Annotated in this window: 13 protein-coding genes; 7 read left to right on the top strand and 6 right to left on the bottom strand. The window is 73.1% G+C overall.

The window, feature by feature from the left end; translation table 11 throughout:
- The first annotated feature begins 14 nt into the window (after positions 1-14).
- A complete protein-coding gene (locus ACZ31C_RS27380) occupies positions 15-1424 on the top strand; it encodes a lactate utilization protein B (protein ID WP_465797825.1) in 1410 nt (469 codons plus the stop codon).
- Positions 1406-2017: a LutC/YkgG family protein gene (locus tag ACZ31C_RS27385; protein ID WP_465797715.1), complete on the top strand. Its 612-nt coding sequence runs from the start codon at positions 1406-1408 to the stop codon at positions 2015-2017. Before ACZ31C_RS27380 ends, ACZ31C_RS27385 begins: the two co-directional genes overlap by 19 nt.
- A gap of 24 nt (positions 2018-2041) precedes the next feature.
- On the opposite strand, the gene ACZ31C_RS27390 is transcribed toward ACZ31C_RS27385, so the two are convergent.
- The 6 genes from ACZ31C_RS27390 to ACZ31C_RS27415 all read right to left on the bottom strand — a co-directional run bounded on the left by ACZ31C_RS27390 (position 2042) and on the right by ACZ31C_RS27415 (position 12819).
- Positions 2042-4801, bottom strand: a complete 2760-nt coding sequence (locus ACZ31C_RS27390; protein ID WP_465797716.1) for an FtsX-like permease family protein — start codon at positions 4799-4801, stop codon at positions 2042-2044.
- A complete protein-coding gene (locus ACZ31C_RS27395) occupies positions 4798-7956 on the bottom strand; it encodes an FtsX-like permease family protein (RefSeq protein ID WP_465797717.1) in 3159 nt (1052 codons plus the stop codon). Before ACZ31C_RS27395 ends, ACZ31C_RS27390 begins: the two co-directional genes overlap by 4 nt.
- 7 nt (positions 7957-7963) lie before the next feature.
- The gene (locus ACZ31C_RS27400; RefSeq protein ID WP_465797718.1) at positions 7964-8686 is read right to left on the bottom strand and encodes an ABC transporter ATP-binding protein; all 723 of its coding nucleotides are present in this window, start codon (positions 8684-8686) and stop codon (positions 7964-7966) included.
- Positions 8683-9612 (bottom strand): ABC transporter ATP-binding protein, encoded by a 930-nt coding sequence (locus ACZ31C_RS27405; protein ID WP_465797719.1) that lies wholly within the window; start codon positions 9610-9612, stop codon positions 8683-8685. The genes ACZ31C_RS27400 and ACZ31C_RS27405 overlap by 4 nt, the downstream gene beginning before the upstream one ends.
- A 230-nt stretch (positions 9613-9842) precedes the next feature.
- Positions 9843-11285, bottom strand: coding sequence for a class I adenylate-forming enzyme family protein (locus tag ACZ31C_RS27410; RefSeq protein WP_465797720.1), 1443 nt, complete (start codon positions 11283-11285; stop codon positions 9843-9845).
- A complete protein-coding gene (locus ACZ31C_RS27415) occupies positions 11275-12819 on the bottom strand; it encodes an NAD(P)-binding domain-containing protein (protein ID WP_465797721.1) in 1545 nt (514 codons plus the stop codon). Before ACZ31C_RS27415 ends, ACZ31C_RS27410 begins: the two co-directional genes overlap by 11 nt.
- 63 nt (positions 12820-12882) lie before the next feature.
- On the opposite strand from ACZ31C_RS27415, the gene ACZ31C_RS27420 reads away from it, so the two are divergent.
- From ACZ31C_RS27420 to ACZ31C_RS27440, 5 genes are read left to right on the top strand one after another with little or no spacing between them, the layout of a single operon-like run.
- Complete coding sequence (locus tag ACZ31C_RS27420) at positions 12883-14379, top strand: aromatic amino acid ammonia-lyase (protein WP_465797722.1); 1497 nt, start codon at positions 12883-12885, stop codon at positions 14377-14379.
- A 10-nt stretch (positions 14380-14389) separates the two neighbouring features.
- Positions 14390-15952: an NAD(P)-binding domain-containing protein gene (locus ACZ31C_RS27425; protein WP_465797723.1), complete on the top strand. Its 1563-nt coding sequence runs from the start codon at positions 14390-14392 to the stop codon at positions 15950-15952.
- Between the two features lies 1 nt (position 15953).
- Positions 15954-17015 carry an alpha-hydroxy acid oxidase gene (locus tag ACZ31C_RS27430; protein WP_465797724.1) on the top strand — a complete coding sequence of 354 codons (1062 nt, stop codon included), beginning with the start codon at positions 15954-15956 and terminating at the stop codon, positions 17013-17015.
- Positions 17012-18349, top strand: coding sequence for a cytochrome P450 (locus ACZ31C_RS27435; protein WP_465797725.1), 1338 nt, complete (start codon positions 17012-17014; stop codon positions 18347-18349). Before ACZ31C_RS27430 ends, ACZ31C_RS27435 begins: the two co-directional genes overlap by 4 nt.
- Positions 18346-19614, top strand: a complete 1269-nt coding sequence (locus ACZ31C_RS27440; RefSeq protein ID WP_396748802.1) for a cation:proton antiporter — start codon at positions 18346-18348, stop codon at positions 19612-19614. Before ACZ31C_RS27435 ends, ACZ31C_RS27440 begins: the two co-directional genes overlap by 4 nt.
- Positions 19615-19617: the final 3 nt, after the last annotated feature.

Raw genomic sequence — 19617 nt, forward strand, 5'->3', positions numbered from 1 at the left:
GGACCTTCCTCGGTATGCCGGCCACCGCTCCGGCGGGCGTCGGGAACCTGCGCGGCGACGAGACCTTCCCGGCCGCCGCGCGGCGGGCCCTGGCCGATCCGCAGCTGCGTCGCAACCTCGGGCACGCCACGGCCACGATCCGCGCGAAGTCCGGTGCGGTGATCGCCGAGGTGCCGGACTGGGAGCACCTGCGGTCGGCCGGTTCGGCGATCAAGGCCGACGTGCTGGCCCGCCTGCCGGAGCTGTTGGAGCAGTTGGAGTCGCGGGTCACGGCCGCGGGGGGAGTGGTGCACTGGGCCGCCGACGCGGCCGAGGCGAACCGGATCGTCACCGAGCTGGTGGCGGCCACCGGCAGCGACCGGGTGATCAAGGTCAAGTCGATGGCGACCCAGGAGATCGGCCTCAACGAGGCCCTGGTCTCGGCCGGGATCACCCCGGTGGAGACCGACCTGGCCGAGCTGATCGTGCAGCTCGGCGACGACCGACCCAGCCACATCCTGGTACCAGCCATCCACCGCAACCGGGCCGAGATCCGGGAGATCTTCCTGCGGGCGATGCCGGGGGTGGACCCGGCCCTGACCGACGAACCGGCGGTCCTGGCGGCGGCGGCGCGCCGCTATCTGCGGCAGACGTTCCTCTCCACACCGGTGGCGGTGTCCGGGGCGAATTTCGCCGTCGCGGAGACCGGCACCCTCGCCGTGGTCGAGTCCGAGGGCAACGGGCGGATGTGTCTGACCCTGCCGGACACGCTGATCACCGTGATGGGTGTGGAGAAGGTGGTGCCGACCTGGCGCGACCTGGAGGTGTTCCTGCAACTGCTGCCCCGGGCCTCGACCGGGGAGCGGATGAACCCCTACACCTCGATGTGGACGGGCGTGACCCCGGGTGACGGTCCGCAGGCGTTCCACCTGGTGCTGCTCGACAACGGACGCAGCGCCGTGCTCGCCGACGAGGTGGGCCGGCAGGCACTGCACTGCATCCGCTGCTCGGCCTGCCTGAACGTCTGCCCCGTCTACGAGCGCACCGGTGGGCACGCCTACGGCTCGGTGTACCCGGGCCCGATCGGGGCGGTGCTCTCCCCGCAACTGACCGGGATCGCCGACAACGCCTCCCTGCCGTACGCCTCGTCGCTCTGCGGCGCCTGCTACGACGCCTGCCCCGTGAAGATCAACATTCCGGACCTGCTGGTGCACCTCCGCGACCAGGCACCCCACCCGCGCGCCGAGGCGACGGCGATGGCCGCCGCCGCGTACGCCATGGACCATCCCGCCCTGTACGCGGCCGCGCAACGTGCCGCCCGGTCGAGTCGACTGCTCGGCCGGCGCGGTCGGGGCCTACCACCGCCGCTGGACGGCTGGACCGCCAGTCGCGACCTGCCCGAACCGCCCGCGGAGACCTTCCGCGAATGGTGGTCGAAGCGGTGAGCGGCCGGGAGACGGTCCTCGGTCGGCTGCGCGCCGCTCTCGGCGAGCGCGGAGCCGACGTCGAGGTGCCGCGCGACTACCGGCGGGCGGGCACGGTCGACCTGGACCTGCTGGTGGAGCGGCTGACCGACTACCGGGCCCGGGTGCACCGGGTGCCGGAGGCGCAGGTCGCCGACGTGATCGCCGACATCCTGCCGCTGTCCGCGACGCTCGTCGTCCCACCGGGACTGCCGCCGGCCTGGCTGCCCGCGACGGTGACCGTACTGCCCGACGACGGGCTGGACAACGACCGGATCGCCGCTGCGGACGGTGTCGTCACCGCCGCCGCCGTCGCGGTCGCCGAGACCGGCACCGTCGTCCTCGACGGCGCACCCGACCAGGGCCGTCGTGTCCTCAGCCTCCTACCGGACCTACACATCTGCGTGGTCCGCGCCGCCCAGGTGGTCGCCGGGGTCCCCGAGGCGCTCGCCCGCCTCACCCCGCACCGCCCCCTCACCTGGATCAGCGGACCGTCGGCCACCAGCGACATCGAACTCAACCGGGTCGAGGGCGTACACGGCCCCCGTACCCTGCACGTCCTCCTGCTGCCCTGACCGCACCAGCGCCGCATTAGCCGCTCACTCGCCGGCGCGGAGCACCTCGCTCAGCCGGTCGCGTCGCCGCAGCGCCGCCTCGACAGGTACGACTGCGGCGGCCGCCACCACCAGCGCCACACCTACCAGGCCGAGCAGCCACCACGGCAGGACCGTCGTCGGGTCGGCGGCTTGACCGGTGAGCATCCGCAGTTCGAGCGGGCCGAGCGTCAGGTGCGCGAGCAGGGCCCCGAGCAGCGGGCCGCACACCGCGGCGGCCACGACCGGCGGCAGCACCTCTCCGGCGGCGACCCAGCGGGCGTCGCGTGGTCGCAGGCCGAGGGTCCGCAGCCGACTCAGGGTCTGCCACCGTTCCGAGGCACCCGCGGCGGCGGCGAGTGTGAGGCCGAGCAGCCCCAGCGCCAGCACCACAACCGCAGCCGTCCACGCCAGCCGTAGTGTCCCTGCGGTCAGCGGCGCCTCTCGCTGCGCCCGCTGCACGTCCGTGCGCAGGACGACGTCGGCGGCGACGCCGCTGTTCGACACGGCCTGCGCCGCACCGGGGCCGGTCACCCAGACGGTGTTGGGAACGGCGGACAGTCCCGCCTCGGCGAGCGCTGCGGCGTCGACGATGACGACGTCGCCGGCATCGCCGACGGGGGGAGCGGTACCGACCGCGGTGAGATGGATCGTCGGAGCATCGTCGCGTGACAACTGCAGCCGGGTTCCGGTGGGCAGGTCGCCGGTGCCCGATCGGACCAGCGCGGGGACACCCGTGGTGCCGGCCCCGGATGTCGTGAGCCGGGCCAGCGCGGGCGCGTCGGGCAGCGGGGTGGAGGCCAGCAGACGCTGGAACGCGGCGGCGTCCACGATGACCAGCCGTGGAGTGAGTGGAGTCGATTCGGTGAAGACGCGTGCCGAGTCGGTCACCTGCGCGACGACGACCTGCTCGACCCCGGGTGCGGCCGCGATGCGTTCGGCGAGTGCGGGCGTCGCGGCCGCGGCGTCGGTGCCGACATCGAGACGGGCGTCGGCACCGACGGTGCTCCACGCGCCGTCGGTCAGCCCCCGGGAGATGGTGGTGCCGACGACAAGCGCGAACGACGCCAGCGCCACGGCGCTGACCAGCACCAGCAGCGGCAGCGCCCGACCAGCGGTGGTGGCCGCCCGGGCGGCGGCGAACACGGCCAGCGGGCGGCGTGACCGCAGGGCCTGTCGTAGCCCCAACCGCGCTCCGACGGGCACCAGCCGCAGCACGACGAGTGCGCCGGCGAGCGCGCCCAGCGCGACGGCGCTGATCGGGAGGACCAGGTCGCCGGTCAGCTCACCGGCCTTGCCGTCGGCGGCGACGGGCAGGAGCCCGCGCTGGTGCAGTGTCACGACGGCGGCGAGTGCGGCGATCACCAGGGCGGCCTCCACGGCGGCGCGGCGAAGCCGGCCAGTGGCCAGGATCCAACGCCGCGCGGCCGGGTTGGCGGGTTGGTGCCGGTCGCGACTGGCGCGGGCAGCGGCGAGGATGCCGAACACCGGCCCGGCGACGACACCGGCCAGGACCACAGGGATGGCCCAGGTCCAGGACACACCCGGTACGGCCGCGCGGGCGAGTGCGAGCCCGATGGCGGCGGCCGACACGGACACCACGGTGGACTCCATGATCAGTTCCGCACCGAGGTCGGGGAGCGCCGCACCGCGCTGCCGGGCAGCGGCCAGCGCCGGGGTACGGCGGCGGACCAGCAGGTCGGCGGCGAGCAGCAGGACCAGTACCGTGGCGGTCAGGACGCCGGCGAGCAGGACGGCGGCCTGGACGGAAGCGGCGCTGATCTGGGTGCGGGTGTCGCGCAGGACGCTGTCGAGCGACGATTCCCACTTCAGAGAGTCGTCGCGTACGGCTGACGAGCCGGAGGCCGCCTTGAGCTTGACCACCTGGCTGGCGAGCGTCGCGGTGGCACCCCAGGTCAGCGCGTCGGGTTCGGGGGCGAAGTGGACGGTGCGCCGCAGCTGGTCCTGGTCGAAGGCGAGCCGGGCGTCCGGCAGCGACTCGCGCGACAGCAGTCCGGCGAACCGGGTGGTGCCCACGCCGTCGGCACCGGGCAGGGGACGCAGCAGCGCCGGGGCGAGTCGCCAGGCGGGGTCGGCGCTGTCGGCGGGACGGTAGATCCCGCTGATCCGGATGTCCTTGTCGTTGCCCTGGCCGTCCTGGGCCGGGATCCGATCGCCGGGGCCGAGGCGGAGCGCGGCGGCGTCGGCCTCGGAGAGGCCGACCTGCACCGGCCAGGGCGGTCCGTCGTAGGGGATCTCGATGGACCGTTCGGGGACCGTGGGGCCGGGCGCGCTGCCGGCGATCCAGGTCACGTCCGGGCCGCCGCCGTCATCGGCCAGGTAGGTGAGCTGGAAGGTACGCGGCAGGTTGCCGCCGGTGATGCCCAGGACCGGGGCGTTGACCACGGCGATGGGCGGCAGCAGCGCGGCGTCCAGGTCGGGTCCGAGCGCGGAGGCCGCCCGGTCGCGGAAGTCGTCGACGTCCTCAGCGAGGCGGGATATCCGGAACCGGCCGCCGGTCGGCCCGTCGTCGCGTTCCCAGTCGGCGTGGACGAGAACGTGCGCGTCGGTGCCGGCGCGGCGGACCGTGTCCTGGACGGCGTCGTCGGCGGCGGCACGTACCAGCGCCGGTACTGCCCCGGCGAGCAGCGCGACGGCCGCGATGACGGCGGCGGTGAGCAGCAGCGCCCCGGCGTCGGTACGGCCCCGGCCACGGACGCTGGGCCAGTGCGGCGCCGGCCGCCTGCGGGTCAGCCACCGGGTCACGGTGCCACCCGCAGGTGCGCGGCGTCGGCCCGCCGGACCTGGACGCTGACCACCGCGGCGACCGCCAGCAGGCAGCCGGCCAGCAGGACGGCGAGCAGCGCGGCCTCGGCCGGCCACGGCCAGTACGGCTGGACGGCCGGGATCGGCGCGTCGCCGGTGTCGGAGCGGACCAGCAGAGGAGCGACGAGGCCGGTGCCGAGCGCGCCGACGGCCGTGCCCACCGCGAGCAGGGGCAGCAGGATGACGGTGTGCTGACCCAGGAGCACCATTCGGATGCCGCGCCGGGTCATCCCCAGACCCCGCAGCCGCGCCACCTCCACGGCGCGGACCTGCAAATCGCAGGTCACGTGCAGCACGACACCGGCGAGCAGCAGCAGCGCCGAGGCACCGACGAGAAGCCGCAGCGCGGCGGGCAGCGCGGCCTGCAGCGGGCCGCCGGTGAGACGGGTCGTCTCCACCTCGCGGGTCGTGACGGTGCCCAGGTGCAGGGCGGCGGCCCGCTCGGCGACATCGGGACCGGCGGGGTGACCGACCCACCAGGCGTCGACCGGGAACGTCAGGTCACCGGTGACGGCACGGGCGCGCGACAGCATGTCCAGGTCGGCCAGGACGGCGACGGCGCCGGGGGCGGACGGCACGGTCGGCACGACCTCGGTGACGACGATCGGGACCGGCGTGGTGCCGACCGTGACGCTGAGCCGGCTGCCGATGCCACCGACCGCGTCGGCGAAGCGGGCGGAGACAGCGACGGGCACCGGACCGGGGTCGGGGAAGGCGGTGGCAACCAGAGTGCGGGCGGCGTCCGCGCCGCCGAGGTCGACGGTCGCCGCCAGCCGCAGCGCGGTCTGCGTCGGCGTGGCGGCGAGCACGACGCTCGGGTCGCGCAGCTTGGTCGGGATCGGCGGCGCGGACGTGGCGGTCCACTCCGATCCCTGCGCCGATCCGGTGGACGGCACGGTGAGGGTGACGGCGAGGGCGATGCGGTTACCGACTGCGGCGTCGGGGTCGGCCGTGACCGGCAGGGACACCGCGACGAGGTGCAGTCCGTCGGTGGCCGCGCACCCGGGCAGCCGGTGTGCCCGGCCGTCGAGCGGCACCGGGGGACCGGTGCAGGGCAGGCGTAGACCGGCGGCGTCCTGCAGCAGCAGGTGCGGTGTCACGGTGAGGGGAGTGTCGCCAGTCGCGGTGCCGCTCATCGACAGTCGGGCACCGGCGGCGACAGTGAGGCCGGTGGCGCGGGTCGGCGGGGCGAGCCCCGCGCCGACGTCGGTCCAGGTGCGGTCGTGGTCGAGCCGTCCGCGCAGCAGTGTGTCGGCGCGGGTGGTGTCGACGGCGACCAGGCGCGGCGCGTCGCCGGCGGTGCCGAGCCACTGACCGACGGCGGTACCCCGGTCCAGGACGGGGCTCACCGCCCCCGAGGTGGCCGCGACGACGGCCGCGCCGTCTCCGGGCGACGGCGTGGCACTGAGGGACAGTGCCAGGTCGGTGCCGACGGAGAGCGCGGCCTGGTCGCGCTGCGACTGGTGCCACGTGGTGTCGAAGGCGAGGCCGAAGGTCGCCGCCGCGCAGGCCAGCCCGACGAGGAGCCCGGCGGCGACCGCCTGGGGCCGGCGGGCGGCCTCGGCCACCGCCAGCACCACGGCCAGCCCACGGGCGCGGTACGCCAGCCGGTCGGCACCGCGCAGGGCGGGCAGGACCATCCGCAGCGCCAGGGCGGCGCCGGTGGCGAGCAGCAGCGCCGGTGCGAGCATCCGGACCACGTCGGCGCGGGGGCTGGCGGTGGTGGGCTGCGCGTACAGCTGCCACCACGCGGTCGCGGCGAGGGCCGCGAGCATCAGATCGGCACCGGATCGGGCCAGCAGTTCGCGGCGGGTGCGTCGGTCGCCGGGTGCCGGGCCGGGCCGGATCGCCAGGACGGTCAGGACCGCGGCGAGCGCCAGCGCACCGCCGGCGACAGCGAGAATCTGGGCACCGGTGACGGCGGGCCGGGCGGTCAGGCCGGCGGCGTCCAGGGCAGGCAGGTGGGTCAGGCCGGCGTGCAGGGCCGACGACGCCGGTACCGCGAGCACGGCGGCGACGACGGCGACGAACCCGGCGTCGAGTGTCGCGGTGGCCGCGAGTTGACGGCGGCTCGTGCCGAGGGCGGTCCGCACGGCGGTCTCGTCGGCGCGGATGCCGGCGGTCAGCCGGCCGGCGAGGACGAGTGCCGTCGCGGTCAGGACACCGCCGAGGACGGCGATGGCGAGCACGAGAGCGGCGGTGGCGTGCCGTTGCGCGTCGGCGGAGCGCAGGGTCAGCGGCAGGTCGGAGGCGACCCGGGCGAGCCGGACGCGCTCGCCGAGGGTGCCGGCCAGCCGACCGTCGGCACTGCGGACGGCCCCGGCCACGACCTCCAGGTCACGGCGGGTGGCGTGGGACAGGTCCGGATGGGCGGTGACCTCCATCCGGTCGACGGTGGCACCGGTGGTGAGCAGGTCGCCGAGGTCGACGAGGAAGGGGCCGTAGGCGTTGACCGGCTGCCGGAACCGGCCGTCCTGGTAGCCGGTCGCGGCGCCTGCCGCAGCCAGCGGATCGCGGTCCCAGCCACGCCCCGGCACCGGGCGCACCACACCGACGACGGTCACGTCGACGGCCGGGACGGGGTCGTGGGCCAGCTCGGCGCCGAGACGCACCCGGCGACCGGGGGTGAGGCCGAGCAACTGCGCGGTGGACTCCAGCACCACCGCGTCCCCACGCTCGCGCGGCCAGCCCCCGGTGACCAGCTCGGCGCGGGTCGACAGGTCGTCGAGCCCCGACAGGTACGTCTGGGCCGGCACGGTGGTGCCCGGGGCGAGCCCGGGCGGCAGCGCCCGCAGCACCGTCGACGCCCGCGCGGTGGTGGTCACCGGGAACGGGGCGAGCGCGGCGGTCACCACGGTGCGGGTGTCGGCGGCGACGGACCACGCGTCCGGGCCCTCGACGGTGCCGGTGTAGACGGTCACGTCGACGTCGGCGGGGGCGGCGCGGGCCATGGCGACCTCCAACGCCCGCTCCGTGGTGCGGGTGCTCAGCAGGGTGCAGGTGCCCAGCAGGGTCGCGCCGACCGTGACGACCCCGATCAGGGCCGCCAGCAACGGCCACTGCGCGCGGGCGCGCCGGCCGACCAGCCTCAGCATCGGCGCGTCACCCGGCGTCCGGCCCGGGCTCGTCCGGCTGCCCGGCCGCCTCGTCGTGGAGCTGCCCGTCGTGGATCCGGACCACCCGATCGGCCAACGCCATCATCACGGGATCGTGGGTGGACACCAGGGCGGTGACGCCTTCGGACTCGACCACCCCGCGCAGCAGGGCCATCACCGACAGGCCCGTCTCCGCGTCCAGTTGCCCGGTGGGCTCGTCGGCGATCAGGAGCCGGGGCGAGGCGGCCAGCGCGCGGGCGATCGCCACCCGCTGCTGCTGGCCGCCGGAGAGCTCGGCCGGCCGCTGCCGGGCGTGATCGCCCAGCCCGACCAGCTCCAGCAGCACCGCGACCCGTCGCTCGCGCTCGGCCGGGGCCACGCGGGCCAGCCGCAGCGGGGCGGCGACGTTCTCCGCGGCCGACAACACTGGGATCAACCCGAAGCTCTGGAAGATGTACGACACCTTCTCGCGCCGCAGCCGGGACAGACCGTCCTCGTCGAGCGCGGTGACGTCGGTGCCGTCGACGTGCACGGTGCCGGCGTCCGGGCGGTCCAGTCCGCCGATGGTGTTGAGCAGGGTCGTCTTGCCCGACCCGGACCGGCCGACCAGCGCCACCATGGACCCGGCGGCCACGTCGAACGACACGCCGCGTAGGGCGTGCACGACGCTCGGCCCGGTGCGGAAGCGCCGGTGCACGTCGCGTACGCGCAGCAGCGCCTCACCGCTCATTCGTCGTCTCCCGAGGGGCGGATCGTGATGTGCTCGGGTTCCAGGGCCAGCCTGACCCGTCGGGTCAGCGCCAGCGCCTGACGGAAGTCACGGGGCACCTGCACCCGCCCGGCGCGATCCATCACGGCGTACTCCTCGGCGATCATGTGCGTGTCGCCCACCGCGTCGGTGGTGGCGCGGCGCAGCACCTCGCTGCTGGTGCGCCCGTCCCGGATCGCGACGGTCCGTTCGACCTGGCCGCTGACCTGCGGGTCGTGGGTCACCACGACCACGGTGACGCCGTAGCGCCGGTTGACGTCCCGCAGCACGCCGAAGACCTCCGCGGACGTGGCGGCGTCCAGTTCGCCGGTCGGCTCGTCGGCGAGCAGCACCCGCGGCTGGTTGGCCAGCGCCACCGCGATCGCGACCCGCATCTGCTGCCCGCCGGAGAGTTGCCCGGGTCGCCGGTCGGCGCAGTCGGCGACACCGAGGCCGTCCAGCAACTCGGCCGCGCGGTCCCGGCGCTCCGCCTTCGCGGTACGCGCCGCCGTCATCGGCAGGTCCACCATCTCCCGTGCGGTGAGGTACGGGATCAGGTTGCTCGCCGTCTGCTGCCGCACGAACCCGACGGTGCGCCGCCGGTAGTGCACCCGGTCCGCGCGGGACATGCGGAGCAGGTTCCACCGGTCGACCCGGACCCGCCCGGCGGTCGGGGCGTCGATGCCGGCCAGGATGGACAGCAGCGTCGACTTGCCCGACCCGGAGGCGCCGACGACGGCGACCATCTCCCCGCTGTCCACGGCCAGGTCCAGTCCCTGAAGTGCCTGCACCTCGATGGAACCGGTCTGATAGATCCGCACCAGGTTCTCGCAGACGATGAGCGCGTCCCGACCGAACTCGGGCGCCCGCGCGGCTGGCTGCGGCAGGGACAGCGGCGTACTCGACATTCCTTCCTCCGTCCCGGTCGTGCCGACGTCGAGCCGGCCCCGGGACCACTCTCCGGCCCACCGTTGGGCACGTGGTGTCGCCCCGTCGGTACGCATGGTTGCCGATGTGTCGAGAGCCCCGATTGCCCGCGTTGACGCAGATTGAAGCAGTCTCGCAACCGGCGGCGGCGTTGACCATGCCCCGGGGCGTCTTTCCTGCGATCCCGGACGAGAAGGCGCTCCACCAGCCGCTACCCGAGCAGGTCCGCCTCGCGGTATGCCAGGGCGCGCTTGTCCGGCTTGCCGCTCGGCCCCACCGGCACCCGCGCGATCGTCTGGATCGTCTGCGGGGTGGAGGGTGCCCCGAGGGTCTGCGCCACCAGGTCACGCAGCTGTGCCGCGTCGGGTGTGTGGCCGGCGGCCGGCACCACGAAGGCGTGCACCGCCTCCCCGGTGAGGTCGTCGGGACGGCCGACGACGTAGGCCTCGGCGACCGTGGGGTCGGCGGCGAGGACCCGCTCGATGGGGCCGGCGTACACGAGGGTGGCGTGCACGATGATGACGTCCCGGATGCGGCCGAGCAGGTGCAGGTAGCCGTCGCTGTCCAGGCGGGCCAGGTCACGGGTGCGGACCCAGCCGTCGACGAAGACGTCGGCGGTTTCGACCGGGTCGTTCCAGTAGGCGGCGGCCTGCGCCGGTGTGCGCACGAAGAGTTCCCCTTCGGTGGCGGGGTGGCCGTCGGCGTCGCGGATGGACAGGTCGGTCACCGGAGGTGGTCGGCCGACCGAGGCGAGCGCGGTGGGGGAGGCCAGCATCTCGGCCGGTGTCACCATGGTGATCATGCCGGTCTCGGTCTGGCCGTAGCCGTGGAAGATCACCGGGCCGAGGACGTCGAGTGCTTCGGCGAGCCGGCCCGGCGCGAGGGGGGAACCGGAGACCAGCAGCGCCTGCAGGCTGCTCAGGTCGGTCGGGTCGGCGCGGTGGTCCTGGACGAGCTGGTGCAGTTTGCCGACGGTGATCACACTCGCGGTCGCCCGGTTGCGGCTGATCATCCCTGGAAAGCCGGGGGACCGGTCGGCGATCAGGGTGCCACCGGCGGTCAGGGCGAGGATGGCGTACTCCAGCATCACCTGGCTGCTCAGCGAGCCGAAGACGAGGTAGCGCTGGAGGCGGGGGGCGAGGTCGGCGACCGCCGGGGGCCAGCGGTCCGGGTACGGGACCCAGGCCGCACTCATCGCCGCGTACGTCTGGGCGCAGCCCTTCGGGGTGCCGGTGCTGCCGCTGGTCCAGGTGATCCGGGCGATGTCGCGCAGGCGTCCGGCCGCGACCAGCCGGGTCCCGGGGTCGGGTGTGGCCGCCAGGTCGCCGACGTGCGCGTCGGTGACGAGCAGCGGGTTGTCGTGGAGTTGGTGGGCGAGTTGCGCCGCAGGCAGGTCGGGGCGGATGCCGGAGACCCGGGCGCCGACGGCGAAGGCCGCGATGATCGTCGCGAAGGCTTCGGCGGTGACCCCGAGTCGCAGGGCCACTCCGACGCCGGGGCCGGCTCCGGCGGCGCGTAGTCCGGCGGCGATCCGGTGGACCAGTCCGGACATCTGCGCGGCGGTGACCGTCCGGTCGCCGTCGCAAAAGACCGGCCGGTCGCCGCCGGTGGCGAGCAGGTCCAAAACGGGCTGTGGCCAGATCTCAGTCGGCATCGGACAGGACGCCCTTGAGGAAGAGCACGAGTGGCTGGTGGTGGACGGCGGGAAGGTCCCAGTGGTTCTCGAGGTTCTCGGCGAGGTGGTGCACCGCGACGAGCCGGCCACCGCGGTGGACCCGGATGACCGGGTGCAGGTAGCTGGCGTCGTGGGCGTGTTCGGCGTCGTTCTCGGCGATCCGGGGGACCGTGACGTCGAAGGGGTCGACCTGGTCGTGGTCCGGCCCGTACTCCAGGGTGGCCACGATGGCGAACGGTGCGGGCCCCAGGCCGCCGTCGTGCAGGTAGTCGACCGGTACCTCCTCGTGGTAGCGCGCGGTGTCGCCGGAGACGGTGACGACGTCGCCGAGGACGGCGAACTGCTGCCACAGCGCCGAGGTGCGGTTGAGGCGGGTGATGACGGCGTCGGCGATCGCCTCGGGGGTGCTGTCCAGCGAGGTGGACGGCCAGGGCGTGTCGTGGTGACGGGCGGTGAGGATCCGGTGCAGCGCGCGGACGCCGTACCGGAAGCCGTGGATGAAACCGCTGGTGGAGCGTTTGAAATCGCGTTGTTGGGTGAGGGTGCCGGCGAAGTGCAGGCCCGGGACGTTCACCGACTCGTAGGCGGAGGTCTGCTCGGGGAACCGGTCGTTGTGCACGAGTCGCGGTCGGGCGGAGGGGTCGAAGATGCTCGCGTCGAACCGGAACCCGGTGCAGAGGATGATCCGGTCGTAGTCGAGGTGCCGGGTCGACTCGACGGTGCGGGCGTAGCGGAAGTCGATGCGGTAGCCGCCGTCGTCGCGTCGGGTGATCCGTTCGACGGTGCCGTCGAGGACCGCGTTCTGCGACTTGAGTTGGTAGGTGTCGAGGAAGTTGTTGTTCACCGCGCGCAGGTGCCCGACGTAGTGGGACTGCCACGCCAGTTTGATCGAGTGGGGGCCGGCGACGTGGATGACCGCGGCGGTCTCGACGAGCGCGTCGGCGGTCTCGAAGGCCGAGTTGCCCTTGCCGATGATGAGCACGCGCTGGTTGGTGAAGTCGTCCGGGTCGACGCTGACGGTGTCGTACCGCTCGGCGAGCGCGACGCCCTCGATCGGCGGAACGTAGAGCTGGGAGACGCCGGTGGCGACCACGACCCGGTGGGCGGTCAGGGTGTCCCCGTCGGTGCAGACGGTGAAAACGTCGCCGTCCCGCGCGACGCGGGTGACCCGGGTGTCGTATCTGACCTGTAGGCCGTGGGCGAAGTCGGCGAGGTACCGCAGCAGGTCGTCCGCGTCGGGGAAGTAGCGCCGGCTGTAGTTCTTGAACAGCAGCGCCGGATCGTCGGTGAGCAGCGAGTTCCAGTCCGCCCGCAGGTTGAACTCCGGATCCTCGGAACCGGTCCAGATCTTGTTGATCGAGATGAGTTGCCGGTGCCGGGGATAGGTGGTGAAGAAGGTGCCCGGTGTGGGACCGGCTTCCAGCACCAGATAGTCACGACCGTCGCGCTCCAACAGGGCGGCGAGCTGGAGTCCAGCCGGTCCGGCTCCGATGATCAGGTAATCGAGCGGCATGCGGCGCACCGTAACGAGCTGATCTCAGAGCGTTCTGAGATTCTGTCTCTAGGGTCCGGTCGCATGACGAGAGAGGTAGATCTCGCCGCCCCGCTGCGGATCGCCGACCTGAGCGCCGCGCGCGACCCGGTCACGGTCGTGGTCGGTCCGCAGGTCCGGCGCCGGGTCACGACCGCCCGCGCGTTCCTGTCCGACGTGCTCGGCGACGACCGCGCGGTGTACGGCGCCACCACCGGCTTCGGTGCGCTGGTGGGGTACGCGGGCCGGGCCGAGCTGCGCGACCAGGCCGACAACACGCTGGCGCATCTCGGCGCGGGGCAGGGCCCGGACCTGGCACCCGAGGTCGTCCGCGCGACCCTGCTGATCCGGGCCCGGTCGCTGGCCAGAGGCGCCTCGGGGGTGTCCCCGCACGTCATCGACGCCCTCACCGCGATGCTCGCGACCACGTTCGTCCCTGCCGTGCCCCGGCTGGGGTCGGTCGGCGCCAGCGGCGATCTGATCCCGCTCGGCGCGGCCGCCCAGGCCCTGCGTGGTCGCGGGTACGCCTATCTCGACGGGGTGCGACTGCCCGCCGCCGAGGCGCTGGAGAAGGCAGGTCTGACACCACTGCCCCTGGACGGCCGCGACGCCCTGGCCCTGGTCAACGGCACGTCGCTGACCACCGCGGCGGCGGCGCTCGCCCTGGACTCGGTGCGCGCCTCGCACCGGGCGGTCCAGGTGCTCACCTGCCTGCTCGCCGACCTGCTCGGCAGCGACCCGCAGTTCCTCGACGCCCGACTCCTGCGGGCCTACGGCCATCCGGGCGCGATCGACGTGGGCGCGTACATGCGCCGGGTCAGCGTCGGGCTCGTGCCGTCCGGCACACGCCCACTGCAGGAGCCCTACAGCATCCGCTGTGCACCGCAACTGCTCGGCGCGGCGGCCGACGCGCTGCGCTACGTCGACTCCGTCGTCACCGCCGACCTCGACGGCGTCAGCGACAACCCGTTGTTCTTTCCCGACGAGGACCTCGTCGTGCACGGCGGCAACTTCTTCGGCCAGCCGGCCGCGTTCGCCGCCGACCTGCTGTCGATGGTCGTGGCGCAGGTCGGCAACCTCGCCGAACGTCAACTCGACCTGCTCGTCGACCCGCACCGCAACGGCGGCCTGCCACCGATGCTGGCCGCCGGACCAGGACAGCAGCACGGACTACAGGGCGTGCAACTGGCCTCGACCGCGATGGTCGCCGAGATCCGCCGTGACGCCGTACCGGCGAGCATGCAGAGCCTGCCGACCAACCTGCACAACCAGGACGTCATCCCGCTGGGCACCCAGGCCGCGCTGCGGGCGCTGGACCAGGCCCGGCTGCTGCACCTGATCGTCGGGTCGCTCGCGGTGGGGCTGCGCCAGGCCGTGTACGTCGGTGCGCGTGCACCCACCGCGCCCGGCTGCGCCGAGGTGCTGGCCGCGCTGGTCGCGGCCGTACCGCCGATCGACCCGGACCGGCCGTTGGACGGTGACGTACGGCGCGCCGCCGAGGTCATCGCGACTGTCGACGTTTCTCCGAACTCTCTCACCTGAGGTGGCTGCTGTGACGCTTGACTATCTGATCATCGGGGCCGGGCCGGCCGGCCTGCAGCTCGCCGCTGTGCTGGAGGCCGACGGTAAGCACGACTATCTGGTGCTGGAGGGCGCGGACATCCCGGGGGCGTTCTTCGCCCGCTATCCCCGCCACCGGCAACTGATCTCCATCAACAAGCCGCACACCGGCTCGGACGACCCCGAGGCGAACCTGCGGCTGGACTGGAACTCGCTGCTCAGCGACGATCCCGCACTGCGGTTCACCGGTTACACCGAGCGGTACTTCCCGGACGCCGACGTGATGCTGCGCTACCTGGCCGACTTCGCCGCGAAGACGGGCGCGAAGGTCCGCTACGACTCCCGGGTGACCTCGGTCGGCAAGGTCGACGGGATCTTCGAGGTCCAGGCCGGGCAGACCTATCGGGCGCGACGCCTCATCGTCGCCACCGGTGTCTCCCGGGCGTACACCCCGCCGATTCCGGGCCTGGAACTCGCCGAACAGTACGCGGACATGTCCGTGGACCCGCGCGACTACCTCGACCAGAAGGTCCTGATCATCGGCAAGGGAAATTCCGCGTTCGAGACCGCGGACAATCTGATGGAGACCACCACCCTGATCCATCTCGCCGGGCCGAGTTCGGTCCGGATGGCCTGGCGGACCCATTACGTGGGGCATCTGCGCGCAGTCAACAACAACTTCCTGGACACCTACCAACTCAAGTCGGCGAACGCGATCCTGGACGGCGACGTCCGACGCATCGAGCGCGACGGCACCGGCTTCCGGGTCACGTTCGCGTTCTCCCGCGCCGACGAGGTGACCAAGGAACTCTGGTACGACCGGGTGCTCGCCTGCGCCGGATTCGCCTTCGACCCGTCGATCTTCGACGACACCTGCCGCCCGGAACTGACGATCAAGGACCGCTTCCCGGCCCAGACCTCCGCCTGGGAGTCGGTGAACGTCCCCGACCTCTACTTCGCCGGCACCCTCACCCAGCAACGCGACTTCAAACGCTCCACCAGCGGGTTCATCCACGGCTTCCGGTACGCCGTCCGCGCCCTGCACAAGATCCTCGAACGGCGGTACGACGACACGCCCTGGCCGTCGGCCACGCTCGACGCCACCGCGCAGTCGATCACCGACGCCGTCATCGCCCGCGTCAACCGCACCTCGGCCCTGTGGCAGCAGTTCGGCTTCCTCGCCGACGTGGTCACCGTGGCCGGACCGCACGCGCGCTACCACGACGAGGTACCGGTCGACTACTTCACCGAGACCGGCCTGCGCACCGCCGACCACGACTACCGGCACGCCTTCGTCGTGACCCTGGAGTACGGCCCCGAGCACGACCAGGTCGATCCGTTCGACATCACGGTCAGCCGGGTGGCCCAGAACGTCGTCGGCCAGGCCCACGCCGCCGCCTACCTGCACCCCGTCGTCCGCTACCACCGGGACGGGCAGGTCGTGGCCACCCACCACCTGGCGGAGAACCTGGAGAACCAGTGGGACCGACCCGACGTCCACGTCGCGCCGCTGACCGCGTTCCTCGACCGCTGCCTGAGCAGTGCACAGGGCTGACATGCTCACCCTGGACGGGACGCAGCTCAACCTGGGCGACGTGGCCGACGGCGCGCGGCGTCGCCTGGACCCGGTGCACTGGGACTTCTTCGCCGGCGGGGCCGGCGACGAACGGACGCTGCGCGCCAACGAGGACGCCTTCACCCGACGCTGGATCCTGCCCCGGATCCTGCGCGGGACCCGCGACCGCGACCTGCGGATCTCGCTTCTCGGTAGTCGACTCTCGATGCCGGTGCTGATCGCGCCGACCGCCTTCCACCGGCTGGCCCACCCCGAGGGAGAGGTGGCCACCGCGCGCGCCGCCGCCGATGCCGGCACGATCATGGTGGTCAGCATGGCCGCCACCCGGCCGGTCGAGGAGATCGCCGCCACTGGCGGACCGCTGTGGTTCCAGCTCTATCCACAGTCGGATCTCGGCTTCACCGCAGCCCTGGTCCGGCGGGCCGAGGCCGCCGGCTGCCGCGCCCTGGTCGTCACGGTCGACTCGCCCGTGTTCGGCCGGCGCGAACGCGACCTGCGGCACCGCTTCGTCGACCTGCCGACCGGCCTGGTCTGCGAGAACATGCGCGACCCGAGCGGCCGGGTCCGCGACATCGAGATGAACGCCGCACTGGACTGGGAGCGCATCGGCTGGCTGCGGGAGCTGACGACGCTGCCGATCCTGCTCAAGGGCGTCCTGCACCCGGCCGACGCCCGGCTGGCCGTCGCACACGGCGTCGACGGTGTGCTGGTCTCCAATCACGGCGGCCGACAACTCGACGCAGCGGTCGCCACCCTCGACGCGTTGCCCGGGATCGTGGCCGCCGTCGAAGGCCGACTACCGGTGCTGCTCGACGGCGGTATCCGCCGAGGAACCGACATCCTGGTGGCGCTCGCACTCGGCGCGACCGCGGTGCTGATCGGACGCCCGGCCCTCTGGGGACTCGCGGTGGGTGGCAGCGCCGGCGTACGGCACGTCCTTGACCTGCTGCACGCCGACCTCGACCGGGCGTTGGCGCTGGCCGGCGCCGCGCGACCCGGCGACGTCACCGCCGACCTCGTCACCACGGCGGCCCCCGGATGAGCACCCCGACTGTCCTGACCGTCCTGGCGGTGGGCGGCGCGGCCTGGACAGTCCCATACTGGCTGCCACCGGCCGTCGTCCGGCTCCGGGAATGGGTCTTCGCCAGAGTCAACGGCAGCGAGGGCATTCCGATCCCGGGTCCCACCGTCGGCATGGAGCATTTCGAGCGGGTGTACGCGGACCCGGCCGCCGACGGCCGCAGCCGGGGCGCCGGACTGTCCGACCTGTTCTGGTACTGGCTGGCACCTGGGCCGCACATGCACCAGGAACACCTGGAGCCGGGCGAGCGCTACCGGACGGTCGCCGCCACCACCAGACGGGTCCTCGCCATCCGCCGAGACCGCGCCGACGTCCTCGCCACCGCCGCCACCCGCCGGGCGCTCGACGAACTGCCCACCGACCGGACCAGCCACGTCCGGCTGCGCGACCTGATGATGCCGGTGTGGGCCGAGGTCTACCACGAGCTGGTCTTCGACGAGGTGGCCACACCCGCCGCCCGGGCGCTGATCGTCGCCAACGCCGACGACGTGGTCACCGCGCTCAAGTGCCTCGGGCCGCGCCACATGCACCGACGCGACCGGTTGACCCGATACCTGCGCGACCGGATCGAGGCAGGCACGTGTCCGGTGACGCTGCCGCTTCCGTTCTCCGCCCAGGACACCGCCTGGTACCTGCAGGGCGCCTTCTTCAACACGGCGATCGTGCAGATGTCCGAGGCGATGGCGCACGTGCTGCTGGCGCTGGCCACCCATCCCGAACTCCAACACGATGCCGACGACGACGCGCTGGACCGGGTCATCGACGAGACACTGCGGGTGTACCCGCTCTTCGGCGTCGCCCACCGGATCACCTCGGCGCCGATCACCCTGCCCACGGGGCTGTCCCTGCCCACCGGGTCGGTGCTGCTGTTCAACTATCCGGCCTTCCACCGAGGGGGAGCCGCCGCGGACGGCCGGTTCGCCCCGGACCGGTGGCACACGCTCGCCCGCGGCGACGCACACTTCATCCCGTTCGGCGTCCCCGCCAACCGGGCCTGCCCGGCCCGCGGCACCGCGCCGACCATGCTGCGCGCGGCGACCCGCGAGGTCCTGCGCCGGTACGCCCTGACCTCCTCGGCCTCCCACACCCGGTCGCTGCCCAGCCGAGGCCCGGCCTACCTGACCCCGCCCGGACACCCCGGCCCGGGGCGGCTGCGGCTGGCCGCCATGCGGCTGCGGGACCGGTGGGCCGACGTGGTCCGCAGTGTCCGACAACTGGTCTTCGGCACCTTCATGGTCGTCGACGCCCGCCGGAAACGGTTGTGCACCACCTACTTCGAGAAGGCGGTCCGATGACCCCCACAGAGCTGGCACCACGGTTCTTCATCGCCGTCACGGTGATCCTGATCTTCTGCAAAGGAGTCGCCTGGCTCCTCGGCAAAGCCGGCCAGCCCGCCGTGGTCAGCGAGATGCTCGCCGGCGTACTCCTCGGTCCGTCGCTGCTCGGACTCCTCCTGCCCGACGTGCAGAACGCCCTGTTCCCGGCTCCCCTGCTGCCGGTCCTCTACATCGTCGGTCAGGTCGGCCTGGTGCTGTTCATGTTCCAGGCCGGCTACGCCTTCAGCGCCCACCGCGTCACCGGCCTCGCCGGCACCGCCGGGGTGATCTCCCTGGCCGGGGTCGCCGCGCCGCTCCTGCTGGGGGTGCTGCTGGTCCTGGTGACCGCCGACGCCGTCCCGATCAGAGCCGACGGCACCTCACTCGGGGTCTCCGCCGCGTTCGTCGGCGTCGCCCTGGCCATCACCGCGTTCCCGATGCTGGCCCGCATCATCACCGAGCACGGCCACGCCGGCACCCGGCACGGCACACTCTCCCTGGCCAGCGGCGCGATAGACGACATGGCCGCCTGGATCATGCTCGCCGCCGTCCTGGCCGTCGCCTCCGGCCGCGCCGGTCCCGCGATCGTCACCGCCGGAGGCACGCTCCTGTTCGGACTGCTGCTCTGGCTCGGCGGACGTCCGCTCACCACCGCGCTGATGACCCATCGTGGCCTCAACGACCGGGCCCGACTGCTCGGGACCGTCGCCCTGCTGTTCCTGGTCGCCTGGTACACCGACGAGATCGGGCTGTACGCGGTCTTCGGCGCGTTCGCCGTCGGCGTGGTGATGCCCCGCACCGACAACACCGACACGGTGGTGAACACCCTCACCCCCGTCGCGGCGACGCTCTTCCTCCCGCTGTTCTTCACCTACTCGGGACTGCGCACGGAATTCGGACTCCTCGGCTCACCGCCGGTGCTGCTCTTCGCGCTGGCCTGTGTGACCGCGGCGATCGTCGGCAAGTTCGGCGCGTGCTGGGCCGCGGCCAGACTTCGCGGAGAGCCGTCGGGGGTCGCGTTACGCGTCGGCGCGCTGATGAACGCCCGCGGCCTGATGCAGCTCATCGCGCTCAACGTCGGGTTGGAGGCGGGCATCGTGAACCCGGCCCTGTTCACCGTGCTGGTCCTGGTCGCGCTGGTCACCACCCTGATGACCACGCCGATGCTGAGCTGGATCGCACGCCGGGAAGCCCGACGCTCCGACACCACACACCCGTCCGCGATGGCGGTTTCACATAGTTGAAGA

This window comes from Micromonospora sp. NPDC023869, assembly GCF_055559695.1.